General features: G+C 43.9%; 14 protein-coding genes, 1 tRNA gene and 1 rRNA gene. 4 read left to right on the forward strand and 12 right to left on the reverse strand.

Translation table 11 applies throughout. From position 1 onward, the window contains the following. Both H7968_RS16110 and H7968_RS16115 read right to left on the reverse strand, forming a co-directional pair. Positions 1-97, reverse strand: a 16S ribosomal RNA gene (locus H7968_RS16110); the annotation flags it as partial. A 377-nt stretch (positions 98-474) separates the two neighbouring features. After that, positions 475-1,368, reverse strand: coding sequence for a DMT family transporter (locus H7968_RS16115; protein WP_227397108.1), 894 nt, complete (start codon positions 1,366-1,368; stop codon positions 475-477). Between the two features lie 96 nt (positions 1,369-1,464). Between H7968_RS16115 and H7968_RS16120 the strand changes: the two genes are divergently transcribed. Next, positions 1,465-2,154: an MgtC/SapB family protein gene (locus tag H7968_RS16120; protein WP_134375958.1), complete on the forward strand. Its 690-nt coding sequence runs from the start codon at positions 1,465-1,467 to the stop codon at positions 2,152-2,154. Positions 2,155-2,249: 95 nt separating this feature from the next. Here the strand turns inward: H7968_RS16120 and H7968_RS16125 are convergent. Continuing rightward, positions 2,250-2,321 (reverse strand) — tRNA-Ala (locus tag H7968_RS16125). Positions 2,322-2,418: 97 nt separating this feature from the next. On the opposite strand from H7968_RS16125, the gene H7968_RS16130 reads away from it, so the two are divergent. Further along, positions 2,419-3,165 carry a potassium channel family protein gene (locus tag H7968_RS16130; RefSeq protein WP_227397109.1) on the forward strand — a complete coding sequence of 249 codons (747 nt, stop codon included), beginning with the start codon at positions 2,419-2,421 and terminating at the stop codon, positions 3,163-3,165. On the opposite strand, the gene H7968_RS16135 is transcribed toward H7968_RS16130, so the two are convergent. The 3 genes from H7968_RS16135 to H7968_RS16145 form a co-directional block, all read right to left on the reverse strand. Then, entirely contained in the window at positions 3,162-3,563 is a 402-nt protein-coding gene (locus H7968_RS16135) for a YugN family protein (protein ID WP_227397110.1), read from the reverse strand. The genes H7968_RS16130 and H7968_RS16135 overlap by 4 nt on opposite strands. Before the next feature lie 423 nt (positions 3,564-3,986). Continuing rightward, entirely contained in the window at positions 3,987-5,336 is a 1,350-nt protein-coding gene (locus H7968_RS16140) for a glucose-6-phosphate isomerase (RefSeq protein ID WP_227397111.1), read from the reverse strand. A gap of 566 nt (positions 5,337-5,902) precedes the next feature. Next, positions 5,903-7,066, reverse strand: a complete 1,164-nt coding sequence (locus tag H7968_RS16145; protein ID WP_227397112.1) for an iron-containing alcohol dehydrogenase — start codon at positions 7,064-7,066, stop codon at positions 5,903-5,905. Positions 7,067-7,237: 171 nt separating this feature from the next. Between H7968_RS16145 and H7968_RS16150 the strand changes: the two genes are divergently transcribed. Beyond that, complete coding sequence (locus H7968_RS16150) at positions 7,238-7,477, forward strand: DUF378 domain-containing protein (RefSeq protein ID WP_134375953.1); 240 nt, start codon at positions 7,238-7,240, stop codon at positions 7,475-7,477. Positions 7,478-7,866: 389 nt separating this feature from the next. Here the strand turns inward: H7968_RS16150 and H7968_RS16155 are convergent, their stop codons facing one another. From H7968_RS16155 to pruA, 3 genes are all read right to left on the reverse strand, one after another. Next, positions 7,867-9,111 (reverse strand): Glu/Leu/Phe/Val family dehydrogenase, encoded by a 1,245-nt coding sequence (locus H7968_RS16155; protein WP_227397113.1) that lies wholly within the window; start codon positions 9,109-9,111, stop codon positions 7,867-7,869. 91 nt (positions 9,112-9,202) lie between these two features. After that, entirely contained in the window at positions 9,203-10,399 is a 1,197-nt protein-coding gene (locus tag H7968_RS16160; protein ID WP_227397114.1) for an ornithine--oxo-acid transaminase, read from the reverse strand. Positions 10,400-10,552: 153 nt separating this feature from the next. After that, the gene (gene pruA, locus H7968_RS16165) at positions 10,553-12,097 is read right to left on the reverse strand and encodes an L-glutamate gamma-semialdehyde dehydrogenase (protein WP_227397115.1); all 1,545 of its coding nucleotides are present in this window, start codon (positions 12,095-12,097) and stop codon (positions 10,553-10,555) included. 189 nt (positions 12,098-12,286) lie between these two features. Between pruA and H7968_RS16170 the strand changes: the two genes are divergently transcribed. Then, complete coding sequence (locus H7968_RS16170) at positions 12,287-13,639, forward strand: helix-turn-helix domain-containing protein (protein ID WP_227397116.1); 1,353 nt, start codon at positions 12,287-12,289, stop codon at positions 13,637-13,639. Positions 13,640-13,938: 299 nt separating this feature from the next. On the opposite strand, the gene yugI is transcribed toward H7968_RS16170, so the two are convergent. From yugI to H7968_RS16185, 3 genes are all read right to left on the reverse strand, one after another. Continuing rightward, the gene (gene yugI, locus H7968_RS16175; RefSeq protein WP_134375948.1) at positions 13,939-14,322 is read right to left on the reverse strand and encodes a S1 domain-containing post-transcriptional regulator GSP13; all 384 of its coding nucleotides are present in this window, start codon (positions 14,320-14,322) and stop codon (positions 13,939-13,941) included. 76 nt (positions 14,323-14,398) lie between these two features. Continuing rightward, positions 14,399-16,357: a hypothetical protein gene (locus tag H7968_RS16180; RefSeq protein ID WP_227397117.1), complete on the reverse strand. Its 1,959-nt coding sequence runs from the start codon at positions 16,355-16,357 to the stop codon at positions 14,399-14,401. A gap of 66 nt (positions 16,358-16,423) precedes the next feature. Then, a complete protein-coding gene (locus tag H7968_RS16185) occupies positions 16,424-18,577 on the reverse strand; it encodes a hypothetical protein (protein WP_227397118.1) in 2,154 nt (717 codons plus the stop codon). Positions 18,578-18,813 lie beyond the last annotated feature (236 nt).

Genomic DNA, 18,813 nt, shown 5'->3' on the forward strand with positions numbered 1-18,813 from the left:
ACATCCGAGAAGCAAGCTTCTCTTCCGTTCGCTCGACTTGCATGTATTAGGCACGCCGCCAGCGTTCGTCCTGAGCCAGGATCAAACTCTCCGTAAAGTGTTTGAAAAGCTCATTGTCTTTTTTATTCGAAAAAGACTTAAAATCTTAAACGTTGACGTTTGGTTGTTTAGTTTTCAAGGTTCAATCTTGCAAAAGTGCTTGTTTTTTTCAATCAAGCGACTTTATCATCTTACATCCTGAAGCCTTTCGTGTCAACACTTTTTTCAACTTTTCAAGTTGTGTTTTTCAGTGTTGATGTTGTCCGGCTTTCTTAAGGACAGGTAATAATATATCACGCATTTTTTTATCATGCAATACTTTTATTATACTTTTTTAAAAAAACTTTTATCCCGATCAAAACTTTGAATAGATCCACTGTTAGGTCTCATTTTAGAAGAGTTTAATTATAAAACGAACATGACGATAACACCATACTAATTTTCTATCGGCTTTTTTGTTTTCCTCATTGATAGAATAAACGAACCAAGACCGGCTAAAATGATTGAACCACCAACTGCCTGGGACAGACTAACCCCTTCGTTTAATATCAGGTAGGCAAAGATGGTTGCTCCCACAGGTTCAAATAGGATGGCCATTGAAATGACCGTTGTGCTCACCCACTTGATCGACCAGTTGAATAATGAATGACCGAGAAGTGTCGGTAATATGGCTAAAGAGATAAACAATATCCATTCCTGTTGCGGGAAAGGTCCGAGAGATTCACCCTTTAAAAGAACGTAAACGAATAAGACCATAGAACTGATGCTGTAGAGAATAAATGTATATGTAAGCAGAGACAACCTCTTCCTTACACTTTGTCCGAAAAGTAAATACGCAGTAACAAGCGCACATGAAACAAGAGCTAATACATCCCCCCACAACGCAAGTCCACTTACTCTAAAATCACCAAACCCGATCACCACACTGCCGGAGATTGCAATGACAGCTGCCACGACAGCACCAGGTGTGAACCGTTCTCCAAAGAAAAAATAAGCACCGACAAAGGCAAACAGAGGCTGCATCGTAACAAGGACGGTAGAGCTTGCAACAGATGTATATTGAAGAGATTCGAACCATAAAATAAAATGGAAAGCCAAAAAGATTCCGGCGATGCATGTCAGCACCCAGTCTTTTCTGGTGAGATCCTTAAGTTTTGCGGCTTCTTTAACAAGGAAAAATGGCATCAAAATTAAAGCGCTGAAAAACATCCGGTAAAAAGCAATAACGCCCGGCTCACCGGCAGACAGTTTTACGAGAATGGCTGAAAATGAAACGGTTATGACACCGACGATGATTGCCAGTGATGCAAGACCTGCTTTGGGCGGCATAGTGAAATCTCCTTTGACGAGTTATAATAAGAGTAAGATATAACTTATATTACGCTGATTTCATTCCCGTTTCTATTAGAAAAGGAGGAATGTCCTGTGGTATATGATGAACTGATCTTCGTAAAGCTTGGACTCACCGCTATACTTGGGCTTGTAATCGGAATTGAACGGGAATTAAAAAGAAAACCGGTCGGCATGAAAACATCGTTGGTTATATCAATCGTAAGCTGTTTACTGACGATTGTTTCCATCGAATCCGCCTATACATTTAGTGGTGACCCTGACGTAAATATAACAATGGATCCTCTGAGACTTGCAGCGCAGATCGTCTCAGGTATCGGTTTTCTCGGAGCTGGCGTTATTCTCCACAAAGGTAATGATACGATTTCCGGTCTTACGACTGCTGCGATTATCTGGGGTGCTGCCGGAGTAGGGATTGCCGTTGGTGCCGGATTTTTCATCGAGGCGATTCTCGGTGTGATCCTGATTATCATCAGCGTTGAATTTCTTCCCGTCATCTTCAAATGGACAGGTCCAGCTAGATTCAGGGAAAGAGAAATCTATCTGAAAGTCATGCTCAATGATGCTTCTAAAGGAAAACAAATTCTTGAAGCGTTAAGACAGCATCACGTTAAAATTGATCAGATCAGACTGAAGGATACGCGCGATCACCTTCACATGATTGAATTGCACGCTGCTATTTCGAGTAAAAGTACAGTTACTGAATTATATGAATACATCGTTGCACTGGAGCATGTAGCAGGTGCTGAGATTGAGACCAGATAAGCAAATACAAACATCGCATACAAAAAAGGCTTCAGGGGATTCCCTGAAGCCTTTTTTGTATTGAAAATCCTCAGACATCAATGCTGAGTCAGGTATGGAGCTAAGGGGATTCGAACCCCTGACCTCTTCGCTGCCAGCGAAGCATTCTCCCGCTGAACTATAGCCCCGCGACATTTTTTATTTTACCGCTCTGCCACCTGCCTTTCAAGTATTAATTGAAAGTTTTTTCACCTTCCAGGCAATACTGAACGTGAGGTGATTAAGTTGCACATTCCTGAGATCGGCAGAATGCCAAGATGGTTATTCTTACTGACATCCGTCATCCTGCTCGTGGCAGCTTCAGGTTCCATTATTCATTTAATCGAGCCCGAAACATTTCCAACGGTTACGGACGGATTCTGGTGGGTTTTCATTACCATTTCAACGGTTGGTTATGGAGACCTGGTCCCTTCCTCTGCACCCGGAAGAATGCTTGCTGTCTTTACGATGCTGATAGGGGCAGGACTGATCTCTGCCTATTTCTTTACTGCCGCTTCCTTTATGCTGAACAGGCAGACAAAGGTAGAATCAGGTTCACTGAAAACAAACTGCACAGACCATACGATCGTCATAGGGTGGAATGCAAGGTCCTATTATTTAATTGAACAATTAGGCAATCAGCCCGTTGTGTTAATTGACTTTTCATTATCCGTACATCCTTTGCTTCATCTCCCACATGTGAGATTTATCCATGGCGTCCCTCATTCACCCGGCGTATTGGAACGGGCAGGAATGCCACTCGCGAGATCAGTTGTCATTACGGCTGACCAGTATTTAAATGAGGAAGCGGCTGATGCACAGACAATTTTGACGATATTATCAGCAAAAAGGATGAACCCATCCGTCTTGTGCATCGCCGAGCTTGTTTCCGGCCATTTATCAGATCACGCCCTGGCAGCAGGAGCTGATAAACTGATTGAATCAAAACAAGTGCTAGGGAACGCATTGGTCATGGAAGTAAGGGATACTTAAGAAAGTATATCCTCCACTTTTCTCAAAATACGCTCTCCTTCAGCCACATAAGCAGAAGAGAGCGTTGCATCTTCATCCACCGGTGACTGAAACTGATTAAATGAAGCCTGGATATTTCCCGAAGAACCCTCAATATCAACATCATCCTGGTATTGGTGGGCAAGCAGAAAAGGCTGTCTGAATTCCACATACGCCTCCTGTCTGTCCAGCTCTCCTGAAACAGGCTTAAAAGGAAGCCTTAAATGAACATAAGTGCCTTCAAGCGCCAATGGATAATCAAAGCTTCCGTGGTCATAATCCCAGCCGCCTCCGATGGCGAACCCCTCAGGCTTCAATTTTTCTTCAAGTAAATATAACGGAAACACTTTCCCTTCAAGATCAGATGAATAAGCATGCACAGCAACCACTCCTTTTTCACCTAGCTTACCCCGCATCCCCCAATTCATGTAACACCATCAGCCTAAGTACTTCCTCTTGAAAAAACAAAAAAACTGACCGAAGTCAGCTTTTTGTCAGGGTGTTCATTCTATCTTAATTACATTTGATTGCGTTCCTTAAAAATTTAAAAGTGCCGGGCACATCCGGAGACTCCTGTGGCGGAAAGGGTCAGGTGAAACCGACTGGGCGAAGCTCAGGCGGGTTCACCGCCCGGCCTTGGAAAAGCGGAGGCGACTCGTCCAGCCCCGACAAGCATAAGGCGAAGATGAAAAGAGGGCTGACCTTTGCCCTCGTTCAGCTTTGACTTATGACCTCGAGGTGCTAGTCGCCGCAGCTAGACAAGGAAAACGAAGGAATGAACCGGCACGGTTTTATAGCTTACATTATTTCAAACGTTTCTCCAGCTCAGCTTTCTTCTCTTCAAAACCAGGCTTACCAAGAAGCGCAAACATATTGACTTTGTAAGCTTCAACTCCCGGCTGATCGAATGGATTTACGCCAAGCAGATAACCGCTCATCGCACATGCTTTTTCAAAGAAATACACAAGGTAACCAAAATTGTAGGCATCCATTTCATTGATTTCCACAATCAGGTTCGGTACGCCCCCGTCATTATGCGCAAGCAATGTTCCCTGGAATGCTTTATTGTTTACAAAATCAACCGTCTCACCAGCCAGATAGTTCAGGCCGTCAAGATCGCTGTCTGCTTCTTCAATGGTTAACTCATGACGAGGCTTCGCAACTTTTACAACGGTTTCGAACAGATCACGTCTGCCTTCCTGAACGTACTGTCCAAGAGAGTGCAGGTCTGTTGAGAAGTTGGCTGATGCAGGGAAAATTCCTTTCAGGTCCTTCCCTTCACTTTCGCCAAACAGCTGCTTCCACCACTCATTGAAATATTGGAGACCCGGCTCATAGTTAATGAGCATCTCAATTGTTTTTCCTTTGTTGTAAAGGATATTACGGATTGCCGCGTACTGATAAGCACCGTTCTCAGAAAGCTCGGAAGAACTGTATTCTTCACGTGCATCTGCAGCACCTTTCATCATCGCTTCGATATCGATGCCGGCTGCTGCAATTGGCAGAAGACCTACTGCAGTCAGGACAGAGTAACGTCCACCCACATCATCAGGTACTACAAATGTTTCAAAGCCTTCTTCAGAAGCTAATGTTTTCAGTGCGCCTTTTGCTTTATCCGTTGTTGCATAAATGCGTGACTTCGCTTCTTCTTTTCCGTACTTTTCTTCAAGCAGCTTTCTGAAGATACGGAAGGCGATCGCAGGTTCTGTCGTTGTTCCTGATTTTGAAATGACGTTAATGGAGAAATCCTTGCCTTCAAGCAGGTCCATCAGATCTCTCATATAAGTGGAGCTGATATTGTTTCCAACAAACAGCACCTGTGGAGATTTACGCTGCTTTTTAGACAGTGCATTGTAAAAGCTGTGGTTCAGCATTTCAAGTGCAGCACGCGCTCCAAGGTATGAACCGCCGATTCCAACCACTAAAAGAACATCAGAGTCATTGCGGATTTTTTCAGCAGACTTTTGAATGCGGGCAAATTCTTCTTTATCATAATCAACTGGAAGATCAATCCATCCTAAAAAGTCACTTCCTGCACCCGTACCTTCATGAAGGGTGTGGTGAGCCTGTTTCACTGTATCCTGTAAATACGTTAATTCATGTTCGCCGAAAAAATCCAGCGCGTTTGAGTAATCAAAACGAATTGAAGTCATATCGTTTATCCTCCGTTTTTTGTAGTTATCTGTTTACACTTTATATGATGTTGTTTTGATTATCAAGAAAGGTCCTGTATGTAAACGGATACAATTGAAAATCATCAATATTGATTGGTTTTGAAACCGTGCCAGGTCATCCCTTCGCTTTCCTTTGTCTAGCTCCGGCGACTAGCCCCTCGAGGTCATAAGTCAAAGCTGAACGAGGGTATAAGGCAACCCTCTTTTCATCTTCGCCTTATGCTTGTCGGGGCTGGACGAGTCGCCTCCGCTTTTCCGCGGCCGCGCGGTGAGCCAGCTAATGCTCCGCATTACGCTGTCTCACCTGTCGCTTTTCCGCCGCAGGAGTCTACGGAATGACCTGGCACTCTTGATTTAAATTTTTTTCACTACTTTTTATAAATCAGTCAAAAACACAAATTGCTTTAGACATGATAAAATCATTACTTATTTAAAAAATTTCTACACACACAAAAAGAGGGTATCACTTAAAAAGTGAAATACCCTCTTTCTTAAAACACACGGTGAGATTTTCTATCTTCACCAGCTTAATCATTACGTTGGTTTTATAGTGATGCTGTCAGAATCTGAACAACGTCATCTTTGTTCAGCTTTTTGAAGTTACCGAATTCCCCGTTTATCATTGCTTTGTCAGCCATGACGTCGATTTTGTCATCTCCGATTTCGTAATCAGCAAGTGTTGATGGTGCACCGATTTCAGTCCAGAACTGACGCAGACGCTCGATCCCTTCTTCACCGATCTGACGGTCAGATTTACCTTCAGGGTCAACGCCGAATACACGAACTGCCATTTGAGCAAAACGCGCTTCGTTAACTTCAAGGTTGTGCTTCATCCAGTTCGGGAACAGGATCGCAAGGCCCCCGGCATGAGGAATATCATACACAGCAGATACCGCATGCTCAATGTTATGAGATGCCCAGTCTCCTCTGTAGCCCATCTGAAGCATTCCATTCAGTGCAAGTGTACCACTGTAAAGGATCGTTTCACGCAGCTCGTAATTTTCAAGGTCATTAACAAGCTTTGGTGCTGTTTCAATGACTGTACGAAGTACACCCTCGATCAGCTGATCCTGCACAGGTGTATTTTTTGTGTTGTGGTAATATTGCTCGAACAAGTGGGACATCATATCCACAATCCCGTAAATCGTCTGATCCTGTGGTACAGTAAATGTATTTTGAGGATCAAGAATAGAGAATTTCGGGAATGTTACAGGGCTTCCCCAGCCGTATTTTTCCTGTGTTTCGGCATTCGTAATAACGGATCCTGCATTCATTTCAGAACCAGTTGCCGCAAGCGTTAAGACCGTACCAAATGGCAGTGCTTCTTTAGCGAACGCTTTTTTCGTCACAAGATCCCACGCTTCTCCATCATACTTAGCACCGGCAGCAATCAGCTTCGTGCAGTCAATAACACTTCCGCCTCCTACCGCTAAAATGAATTCAATTCCTTCTTCTTTACAAATCTTGATTCCTTTTTCAGCTGTCGTTAAGCGCGGGTTTGGTTCAACGCCTGATAATTCATGAACCTCAGCCCCAATTTCCTTAAGCAGGCCAGTAACCTGATCATATAATCCGTTTCTCTTAATGCTTCCTCCACCATAAACGAGTAGCACTTTATTTCCGTATTGCGGAACCTGTTCTTTTAATTGCTCCACCTGGTCTTTACCAAAGATCAGTTTTGTCGGGTTATAAAACGTAAATGTTTCCATCAATTCCGCCTCCTAAAACATTTGTGCAAACAGTATGACTGTTCGTCACATTTCCTTTTTCCATCCAATATTATCATCCATTCATACGATGAATGCAAAGAAGATGCTCGCGTATATTCTTACCCGCTCTGGATAAACTACAAACGACCCTGATAAAAAGGAGGCGTTAAAATGAGTGCCATTCAGCGAATTGCATTAGTGTTGACGATTATCGGTGCTTTAAACTGGGGACTTATCGGATTCTTCCAATTTGATGCAGTAGCGGCCCTTTTCGGGGGACAGGACTCAGCTATTTCACGGGTTATTTACGGCCTGGTCGGAATCGCCGGTCTGATCAACCTTGGCCTTCTGTTCAAAACGGATGATGAACGTGTGATCCGTACAGAACGCGAACCGGAACCTGTAAGATAATCAGTCAGTCACACTGCACAAAAAAACACCTCAAAATCGAAATCGATTTTGAGGTGTTTTGAATTGTTGAAGACAGTCCACCGCATACGCCGCTGAACGCTCGCCTCCGCTTTTCTTTATCCAGCTCCGTCGCCTAGCCCCTCGAGGTCATAAGTCAAAGCTGAACGAGGGCGAAGGTCAGCCCTCTTTTCATCTTCGCCTTAAGCTTGTCGGGGCTGAGCAAGGCGCCTCCGCTTTTCTTATGTCCAGCTCCGGCTCGCAACGGCTAGTGCGCTTCCCTCAGCTCATTTCGATAAGTCAACATCAGCTCACTTCGTTCGCTGTGTTTCCTTTATCTTAATCGCTTCAGTCCACCGCATACGCCGCTGAACGCTCGCCTCCGCTTTTCTTTATACCCAGCCTCTGAATCGGCTGGCTTCGGCTGATTTTCTTACGCCGACCATGTAGGCTGCAAGGCGCATGTTGACGCGTCTGCTTTGGGCGAGGTCGTATACCTGGTTGAAGGAGTCAACGAGTTTCTTTTCGAGCTTTTCGTTCACTTCTTCTTCAGTCCAGTAGTAACCCTGGTTGTTTTGTACCCATTCGAAGTAGGATACGGTTACACCGCCGGCACTTGCCAGAACGTCAGGTACAAGCAGGACTCCGCGCTCGTTTAGGCGGTTTGTTGCTTCGATGGTTGTTGGTCCATTTGCTGCTTCTACAATGATGCTTGCTTTGATGTTATCAACGTTTTGAGACGTGATCTGGTTAGATACGGCTGCAGGAACGAGAATATCACATTCAATTTCAAGCAGTTCGTTGTTTGTCAGCGTGTTTTCAAACAGTGTTGTGACGGTTCCAAAGCTGTCGCGGCGGTCAAGAAGATAGTCAATATCAAGACCGTCCGGATCATGAATGGCGCCGTGTGCATCTGAAATCGCAATGACTTTTGCGCCTGCATCATGCATGAATTTCGCGAGGAAGCTTCCTGCATTACCAAACCCCTGCACAACAACACGCGCGCCTTTAATATCAATTCCGCGTTTTTTAGCAGCCTGCTCAATACAGATGGTTACACCCTGGGCAGTCGCTTTTTCGCGCCCCTGTGATCCACCAAGTACGATCGGCTTCCCTGTGATAAATCCAGGGTTGTTAAATTCATCAATACGGCTGTATTCATCCATCATCCAAGCCATAATCTGAGAGTTTGTATACACATCAGGTGCAGGAATGTCCTTTGTAGGTCCTACAATCTGACTGATCGCGCGCACGTAGGCACGGCTCAGGCGCTCAAGCTCTCCCATAGACATCGTTCTCGGATCACAAATGATACCGCCTTTTCCTCCACCATACGGAAGGTCAACGATTCCACATTTTAATGTCATCCACATTGAAAGTGCTTTTACTTCTTCTTCATCCACATCCGGATGAAATCGCACCCCACCTTTAGTCGGTCCGACAGAATCGTTGTGCTGTGCACGGTAACCCGTGAAAACACGTGTGCTTCCGTCGTCCATTCTGACAGGCATACGTACAGTCAGAAGACGCATCGGTTCTTTCATTAATTCGTAAACAGCGTCATCATACCCCATTTTAGTCAGTGCTTCGTGAATAACCTCTTGCGTAGACGTAAAGAGATTCAAATTTTCTGCCATGATTATTGTTCGCCTCTTTTATTTCAATTAGTGTGAATCGGCATAATTGTAACATAACCCAACTCATTAGACGATGATTTTAAGAAGAAAGTTAGGAAAGAACAGCCGTGATTTTTTCGATCGCCCAATCCAGTTCTTCTTTAGAGATCACAAGTGGCGGTGCAAAGCGGATAACAGTCTCATGCGTCTCTTTGCAGAGCAGTCCCTGCTGCTTTAATTCCTCACAGTATTTACGTGCAGGCTCATTCAATTCCATCCCGATAAACAGTCCGCTTCCACGTACTTCCTTAATAACCGGGTTATCAATTTTACGAAGAGCTTCCATAAAGTAATTTCCAAGCTCCAGTGAACGATCTGCAAGATTCTCCTCACGCAGGACATTCAGTGATGCGATAGATACAGCACACGCCATTGGATTTCCGCCAAATGTCGAGCCGTGTGATCCCGGATTAAATACGCCAAGTACTTCTTTATCCGCAACAACACAAGAAATCGGGAATACCCCGCCTCCAAGTGCTTTTCCGAGAATGTACATGTCAGGATCAACATCTTCCCATTCGCAGGCAAACATTTTTCCTGAACGGCAAAGGCCTGCCTGGATTTCGTCTGCAATAAATAAAACGTTGTGCTCTTTACACAGCTCACGCGCTGCTTTCAGGAAACCTTTTGGCGGAAATACAATTCCAGCTTCTCCCTGGATCGGCTCAATTAAAAAGGCTGCTGTGTTTGGTGTAATCGCTTCTTTTAAAGCATCAAGATCACCATATGGTACAAGCTTGATTCCTGGAAGCATCGGACCGAATCCGCGCTGGTACTCTGCTTCTGATGAAAGGGAAACGGCTGTCATCGTCCGGCCATGGAAATTACCGTGGCAGGCAATGATTTCTGCACGATCCTTTTCTACACCCTTGACTTCATATGCCCAGCGTCTTGCTGTTTTAACAGCTGTTTCCACCGCTTCTGCTCCGGTATTCATTGGAAGTGCCATTTCTTTTCCTGACAATTCACAGATGAGTTCATACCATGGTGCAAGCTGATCATTATGGAATGCGCGGGATGTAAGCGTCACTTTGTCCGCCTGATCCTTCAGCGCCTGGATGATTTTCGGGTGTCTGTGCCCCTGGTTAACAGCCGAGTAGGCACTCAGCATATCCATATATTTATTGCCTTCCGGGTCCTTTACCCAGACGCCTTCCGCCTCTGAGATGACGATTGGCAGCGGATGATAATTGTTTGCGCCGAAGCGTTCTGTTTTTTCAATAATTGACGTTGATGTAGATGTCACCATGTTGCACACTCCTTTTGTTGTTCTTTACTCATTATATAACAAAGCCATTCTTTCCTGAATATGAGAAAAACCGGCTGGAAGAGAGTAAAAAGGCAGTTTCCCTTTTACGGGATCGCTCCCGCATCGTCGTCTCTTGCCGGCCGGCATCATCCATTACAGCATTTCTGAAGTTGTTTTTGCCTGCATGTGAAGCGTCAGATAATCAGGACCACCTGCTTTTGAGTCTGTTCCTGACATGTTGAATCCGCCAAATGGCTGGTAGCCAACAATCGCACCTGTACATCCGCGGTTGAAATAAAGGTTTCCAACGTGGAAATCTTCACGTGCTTTTTCCTGATTCATGCGGTTATTTGTAATCACAGCACCTGTCAGGCCGTATTCTGTGTTATTTGCGATTTCAAGGGCATGATCAAAATCCTTCGCCTTTGTAAATCCAACAACCGGTCCGAAGATTTCTTCCTGCATCAGACGTGCGTCCGGTGCAAGATCAGCGAATACAGTCGGCTTTACGAAATAGCCCTTCTTGTCATCGCCTTCCCCACCTGCAACAAGGCGGCCTTCTTCTTTCCCGATTTCAATATAGCTCATGATTTTATCAAATGCAGCCTGATCAATTACCGGCCCCATGAATGTATCCGGCGTCTTCGTTTCACCAACAGAAAGTTCTTTCGTCAGTTCAACTACGCGCTCAAGCACCTGGTCATATACTTCTTCCAACACAACGGCACGGGAACATGCTGAACATTTCTGACCGCTGAAACCGAATGCTGACTTCACGATTGATTGAGCCGCCAGTTCAAGATCCGCATCCTTATCTACAACGATCGTATCTTTTCCACCCATTTCAGCAATCACACGCTTCAGCCAGATCTGGCCAGGGTGTACTTTTGCAGCGCGCTCATAAATACGCGTTCCAACATCGCGAGATCCTGTGAAAGAGATGAAGCGAGTTTTCGGGTGGTCAACAAGATAGTCTCCCACTTCTTTTCCGCTTCCAGGAATGTAATTTAAAACGCCTTTAGGAAGACCTGCTTCCTCCATGACTTCAACAAATTTTGCAGCGACAACCGGTGTCGTTGAAGCCGGCTTAAGAAGAACAGTGTTACCTGTTACGATTGCAGCCACAGCTGTTCCAGCCATAATCGCAAATGCGAAGTTCCATGGAGAGATGACAACACCTACACCTAAAGGAATGTAATCATAACGGTTAAACTCACCTGGACGACTTTCCACTTTCTTACCGTCTTTCATTGCGCGCATTTCGCGGCCATAATATTCAAGGAAATCGATGGCTTCTGCTGTGTCAGCATCCGCTTCATTCCAAGGCTTACCCGCTTCCTTTACAAGCAATGCTGAGAATTCATGTTTGCGGCGGCGCACAATGGCAGCAGCACGGAACAGAATATCTGCACGGATTTCAGGTTTTACTTTTCTCCATGATTTGAACGCTTCTTCAGCAGCCTGCATCGCTTTTTCAGCAAGCTCCTGATTCGCTTTGGATACCCGTCCAACGACTTCATCTTTCTTTGCCGGGTTATAAGAGACAATTTTATCTTCAGTCACGACTCTCTGGCCATCAATCACCAGTGGATAATCCTGACCTAAGTAACCTTCAACCGTTTTAAGACCCTCTTCAAATGCTTTTCTGTTTTCCTTTACGGAAAAATCAACGAATGGCTCATGCTTGTAAGGAATCATAAGTAAACCTCCTATATATAAATGTGATTGGGTGCTATGCAAAAAATATTTGCAGTTAGAAAACCCTTACATATATAATAATGCAAAAGATGATTGCATTTTTCAAGTATTTTTTCTTTTCAGTCATTTAAAAATTCTTAATTTTATATAGATGAATACATGATCAATGATTTAACAAGGGGTGGTTAGATGAAATCACACAGAGGGACCGTGATCAGCACCGATTTTGTTTCTGCCATGATGGATCAGATTGATCGCGGCATCCACGTGGTAGATCCGAACGGACGAACAATCTTTTACAATCAGAAAATGCGTGAAATGGAAGCGATGAATGATATCGATCTTCTCGATAAACGGCTGCAGGATATTTTTCAGTTTCACCCGGATGAGCGGAGCACGCTTTTGCAGGCTCTTGCATCCAAAAAACCAATTTTGAACGTCAGACAGTCCTACTTTAATGTAAATGGGCATGAAATTATGACGCTGAATGATACATTCCCCATCATCGTCAATGGGGACATTGCTGGCGCGATCGAGGTAGCAAGAGAGCTGAGGCCGGTGGACCAGACAAAAGATACGAAACCGCCGACGCTTTCTTCCTTTGACCACTGGACCGGGAGCTCGCCTTTAGTTGCACAAATGATTTTTGAAGGAAAAAAAGCTGCACACTCTAATGATTTTCTGCTGCTGTGCGGGGAAGCAGGGAGCGGCAAGGAGCTGCTGGCGCAAAGCATTCATCTCGAACGCGGCTATCAGCATGATGCGTTTCATGCGATTGATTTCAGAACCGCTTCCGCAGAAAGCATTGACCGTTTCTTCAGCGAAATGAATGAACCATCGAATGATCCGGTTACTTATTTTATGGGGCATGTTGAATATCTGGAGCTTAAATGGCAGGAGCTGCTGAATCAGCATCTTGTGGCTGAGAAACAAAAACGTGGCAGAGACAGCCTGAAACAGTATTATATTTTGACGCTGAGTCAGGATCCCATTGATGCTGTACAAGATGGGTTGCTGAAGAAGGACCTTTATTACACCGTAAGCGAACGGACGATTTTTGTTCCTTCGCTCAGAGAACGGATAGAGGATATAAAAGAACTGACGGATTATTTTATTGAGGATTTCAACGCCAGATTCCAGACATCTGTCAGGGACGTCAGTGAAGAAGTGCTTCATCTCTTTTCTTCCTACGATTGGCCGGGGAATGTCCGCGAACTTGAGCATGTCATGGAAGCCTCCATGTTCGCACTCGGGAATGACCAGCGGATTGAATTTACGCACCTTCCCCACTACTTCAGGCTGAAATTTGATGACCCGGCAAGTCCCGCTCCGGTCCTGGACAGCTCAGCTTTTATGGTCAAAGAAGGCAAAGCATCACAAACACTCGATGCTTTCCTGCAGGAAGCCGAATCCTACTATATTCAGAAATCACTGCAATATCATGACCACAACATCACCAAAACAGCAGACGCGCTCGGCATGAGCCGGCAGAACCTGCAATACAGGATGAAAAAGAACGGGCTGCTGCGTCTCAAGAAATAGGGGGACGGAGCGCCCGTTCCTTTTTGGAAAAAAGAACAGGCGCTCCGTCCCCCGCTTTTCAAGATGTCGATAGCATCGCAATTTCTGTCGGTAGGCAAGCTATTTATGTCGTTAGACTGATTTAGTGGGCTTGATTTGTTGATAGCACAATCAAATATGTTGTTAGACGATTGATTTTTGTCGATCATTTTTCGATATTTGTTGTTAGCGCCTTTGAAAGTGTCAATAGATAGACGATAAGGATCATCTGACAACAAACAAAAAAACCGGAGCAGAGCCCCGGTTTTTCAGAAAAAATATTAGCGCTTCATGTCAGACTGATCGATCCACTCTTGAAGCTTGTCTTTCAGGCTGTTGAAGCCAGTTGTATCTTCTGTGTGAGATACAGCTTTTGAAGCCTGTGGTGCACGGCGTTCTTTACGCTGTGGCTTTTCAGGTGCTTCTTCAGTTGCACGGATTGAAAGGCTGTACTTTCCAGCTTTCTCGTCAACAGAAAGAACTTTTACGTTTACTTCCTGACCAACAGAAAGGTGGTCATTGATGTCGTTTACGTAACCGTGAGTAATTTCTGAAATGTGAACCAGACCTTGTGTATCTTCATCAAGTGCAACGAACGCACCGTATGCCTGAATGCCTGTTACTTTACCTTTTAGTTCTTGTCCTGCTTCGAATTTTGTAGACATGGAAATCTCTCCTATAACCGATTATTTTTTATCGTTTTCACGCAATTATTGATTATATCATAGTTGGGAGATTAAATCAAAACCATGTCAAATGCGCCGGATCGAAAACGGGTTTCCAGCGACCCCCTTCCTGCACGAGTTCGAACGGATATTCAGAACCATCAGTGTGAACTGCCGTTACTCTTGCAGCATTGTCAGAATCATAATCTGTTTTAAATTGAATGATGCCATCCGCATGAAAGCTCGGAATCTGCCAATTAAGATTTTCAAATTCATCATACGACAGAGAAGTGTCAGCGACAAAATATGCGGCTTCTTTCTCCGAAGTCAGGATCATTTGTATGTATACCTGGATAACCTGATCCGGAAGCAAGGGTTTGACATCGAATTCATCCTGGAAAGTAGCAATCATGTTGGCTTTTTCATACATGGGCTGCTGATCCAGCGGGAAGTACGCTTCATTTTCCCTCACGCGATAAACGGCCGGCGCCTGTGTATACCGGTGAATAATCTCACTCGTCTCCGGATTAATAACAAAATTTTGCGCCTCAAGCTCTTCATAAATGGCGGCTATATATCTGGCCGTTGTTGATTTTTTAAGATTTTCAGTCGTGATCATACTTTCCCAGACAGCACGAACCTCTGACGAAAGCCGATTTTCGTCATCACTCAGTTCACGCAAAAACGCGTAAAAAAGCTGTGTATGCTGCAGCAAATAGTCATCCGCTAATTTATTTCTGCCCGCCAGTCCTGATATGATGGCCTCTGAGCCGAGCAGTTTTTGAGCCATTTGTTCATAACTCAAGTCCGTCTCTCTTTCTTCAACATAAGGAAGAGATGTCTGTTCATAAAGTAAGGAAATAGATGCATCATTTAATTGACCACCGGCAGCCTCCATGAATTTTTCCCCGCCATACTCTACTTTGTACTCTTTTTCTTCCGGAAGTATAACAACTTCAAAACCATTTTGAGTAATGACATCAATCAAATCCTGAGTTTCCCGTGAAGGGGAATACTCGGACAGATTACCGCCTGAAAGCTGGTCCAGCTCATAAGTGTATCCGTCTATTTTCTCCTGATATAATGCCCGCATTCCTTTAGTTGCATCGATAAAAATATTGAGGGCATCCCCCGCCTGCTTCTCCCTTTCAAAATCAGATTCCCCTTGTATGTCAGTTATATTTTGGTCAAACCTTTCAATTGGTGTGTTGTACACATAATCACCAATTGTCATCAGACGCTCCATCTGCATCCTGACCCCTTCAAGCTCAAACTCTTCCTCTGCCTGCCCGATCGCGTTGACGATACTTTCATATTCGTTGTAAAAAGGGGCAAAAAAATCAATGGATTGCAACTCTGCCTCATTCAGCCCTGTTTTCGTCATATGAGATTGTAAAACAGATTCTTTTAACCTCGTCATCTCCTGCATTTCGCTTTCCATTGAATCAGGCACACGCAACGTTGCCAGTTGTATCGTTTGTCCACCAGGCTGATTCGTCAGCAACGCGATGACGATTGAAAACAGCAATATCGCCGCTCCCGTGAAGTAAACCAGTTTCTTTGATTTTTTCTCCTGTGGAGAATCTGTCCTGAGTTGATTAACTTCAAACGTCTCTGCCTCTCGATTCTTTATACCTTTTGCTAAAAGGAGCAGCATTTTTTCTACCTGGTCAACAGTAACTTCATAACCCCTGTTCACACGGAGCTGATCCATCAGCAACGATAAAGCTTCATCTTTATCTGCCGGCATTTCGCTGAAGTCATCTAGATCAGCTAAGTAAAATAAAACAATCGCCGCTCTCGCTTTAGTGGGCAGCGTGATGATCTCAAGCCACAGCTCCTGATCTTCATAATGGATAAACTCATCTTTTCCCTCTTGTGAAACAGGCACATCATATATCTGATTCAGAAGCCATTTACCCTTAGCGGTATCGGACTCATTCTGATCCATCTCACATAACAGCCGACCGCGATCTTCAAAGGAAATCCCCATTGCAAACAAAAAATCATTCAGTTCTTTTTGAGGTGTAAACACCCAATCACTCCCTGTAAAGATAAGAGGTCACTTCATATTCAATCGAAGTGACCTCCTCCTGCTCAATTAATAACGATCAAACATTTGATCACTAGTGTATTTTACTTTATATCCTTCATCGGTTTTGACCATTGTCATGATCAACATCGTGCCATCGCCTTTTTCTACATTTACAGACAGGTTATCATTCATACTATCTGAATTCACAAATACATTGTTTACTTGCTCGAGATTGATCTTTCCAAGAACGTCAGGTGTAACCAGGGCCTGAAATTCTTTCAATGAAGGCAGTTTATCACCTGGTTCTAAAAATGAGTACAGCACTTCCGTATCCTGCAGCTTGATACTGTTCAGATAAAGTACAGCAATTTCTTCAGGCGGCAATAAAGATAACTTATTACGATTCTCCGGTGTTGTGTAAACTTCGTATACTTTCCCTAGATAATGATCAAGAGGGAAATCAGAGAAAGTAGAATGGCCGTCGAAATGGTACCAGTACCTGATATCTGGATATAAAAGAAAGTCTGAATTCTCGATTCCTCTTAGCAGTTCAAACTGATTAGCTTTTAGTAATTCATATTGAAATTGAACCGCTTCGTAGATTTCCGTTTCTTTCAAGACGTGATCAGAAAGCACCTTTTCCCACGACTCTTTTACGTCCTGTTTTAAGACACCATCTTCAAATAGAGTTTGTTCATAGTTTCCGGAAATGTATTTAGCAAAAAGATTTTCAAAGTGATGTAGTTGATTATTTAACAGATTTGACCTTGCATACGGATCTGATTCGTTGGGCTGTGACGCTGTCAGCATTGAAATATTTTCATCGAGCTTCAATAATACCTGCAGTGTTTCGTCAGGCGATTGTGTATCATCCGGAACAGCTTGACCGTAAACCCCCACATCCAGTTCAGGCATGTTCTTCAGCACGTCCTGGAATACAGGTTCAAGTGGTAAAATTGCTTCCTCAAATTTTTCACCGCCGATTTTTACATGAAAACGGTTCTGATCGAAGTCATATTCATAATCAAATCCATTTTCCCTGATTTTTTCTCTCAGCACTTTCTCATCTTCGGGTAACTCGCTTTCTTTATAGTAGGATCGGCTCCAAGGGGCCATCTCTTCCCTTTGGGCATTCAGTTTCTCTTCATAAATCTGACGGAGAGCCTGGGCATAATCACTGAAAAAGGCCGAGGCAGCATCCGATTTAGTATAAAGATCTTTTTCAGGAAACCACTGGTTATACATGGGTAGGTCAGGATTTAAAAACGAGAGTGGAGGTGCAATTGACAGTAATGCTGATTCCTTTACCATGTCTATCTCATGCTTTAAGTCCTCTTCACTTAAACTTGAATAATAAGGATCATTCTCTTCGTTAATCCACTTTAAATGAGCCAGCTGACTCTTAGCCATTTCAATTACTGGTAGCCGGTTCATTTCTTCAGGGGAAAGTCCTAACTGAACTAGCAATTCCTCTTTCTTTTTATCAAATTCCTGACTGACTGCATCAATTTCTTCCTCAGGAATAATCGGCTCTTTCTCTTCTTCCTGCTCTTCAGTTGCCGAAGCAGTTCTCTCTGTATCTTCCGGAATCGGATCATTCAGCGCAAATGCAAGTCCTCCAGCCAGCAGAATGACAGCTGCAGTCGTGACAGCGGGCCAGTTTTTACTCTTTGCTTTTTTATCAACTGAGCTGTGCGGTTGTTCAGCTATGGTGAAATCCTGCTGCTGTAAGGTCAAAGGCACTTTATTATAGGCTTTATTTAAAAATGTCAGCATAGCCGGTATCTGATCCTGCTCTGTGTTCGTGCTTTTAGCCAGGGTATGATACGCTTCCTGCTTTTCAACCTTCGCCTGTTCTTCAAAAATACCTAGAGAAGCAGCCGCATCAGCATCTGAAATGGAGTAAAATGAAGTTAGTAAAATAAGCACTTTCTGTTTGTAGGACAATGATTGAATGGATTCATGAAGCTCCTGATCCTCTGCAAAAGCAGAAACTTTCACAGAAGGGCCCTCGGGAGGATTGGTCTCGCCATAACGGACAAATGTCCCGATTACATCGCGCTCCTGACCTGACTTGTCCAGCACCTGACCTACTGCTTCTGATTTTTCTGCTTCACTATAACCCATCATAATGGAAAAGAGCTCTGCCTCTTTGATTTGGTCCACTTCATATAAAAACTCAGGCTGTTCCTGAGGCTGCTCTTTGGATTTCTCTCTCAATTGTTCCACCTGCCTTTATATTTGCTACACATACCTCTTATACGTACTATGTTATCAGAATGTTTCAAAAAAGACAGAAGATGATCTGTTTTATTCTTATTTTAGTAAAACGTCCAGTATCTAACAGGTTTGTATGCGGTTGGCCCCCTCCCGATTAACGGATTCGTTAAATTTTCAAAAAAGTCTTTTCTTATGATCCCGGTATGTAGTAGCATATACAAATCATGAATTGAAGA

Origin of the sequence: Jeotgalibacillus aurantiacus (assembly GCF_020595125.1) — a bacterium.
Taxonomy (GTDB): Bacteria; Bacillota; Bacilli; order Bacillales; family Jeotgalibacillaceae; genus Jeotgalibacillus; species Jeotgalibacillus aurantiacus.

Bases quoted from the DNA above. Each gene is read 5' to 3' on its own strand.
- H7968_RS16115 (WP_227397108.1), bottom strand. From the start codon at position 1,368: ATGCCGCCCAAAGCAGGTCTTGCATCACTGGCAATCATCGTCGGTGTC.
- H7968_RS16140 (WP_227397111.1), bottom strand. From the start codon at position 5,336: ATGACTTCAATTCGTTTTGATTACTCAAACGCGCTGGATTTTTTCGGC.
- H7968_RS16145 (WP_227397112.1), bottom strand. From the start codon at position 7,066: ATGGAAACATTTACGTTTTATAACCCGACAAAACTGATCTTTGGTAAA.
- H7968_RS16150 (WP_134375953.1), top strand. From the start codon at position 7,238: ATGAGTGCCATTCAGCGAATTGCATTAGTGTTGACGATTATCGGTGCT.
- H7968_RS16155 (WP_227397113.1), bottom strand. From the start codon at position 9,111: ATGGCAGAAAATTTGAATCTCTTTACGTCTACGCAAGAGGTTATTCAC.
- H7968_RS16160 (WP_227397114.1), bottom strand. From the start codon at position 10,399: ATGGTGACATCTACATCAACGTCAATTATTGAAAAAACAGAACGCTTC.
- pruA (WP_227397115.1), bottom strand. From the start codon at position 12,097: ATGATTCCTTACAAGCATGAGCCATTCGTTGATTTTTCCGTAAAGGAA.
- H7968_RS16170 (WP_227397116.1), top strand. From the start codon at position 12,287: ATGAAATCACACAGAGGGACCGTGATCAGCACCGATTTTGTTTCTGCC.
- yugI (WP_134375948.1), bottom strand. From the start codon at position 14,322: ATGTCTACAAAATTCGAAGCAGGACAAGAACTAAAAGGTAAAGTAACA.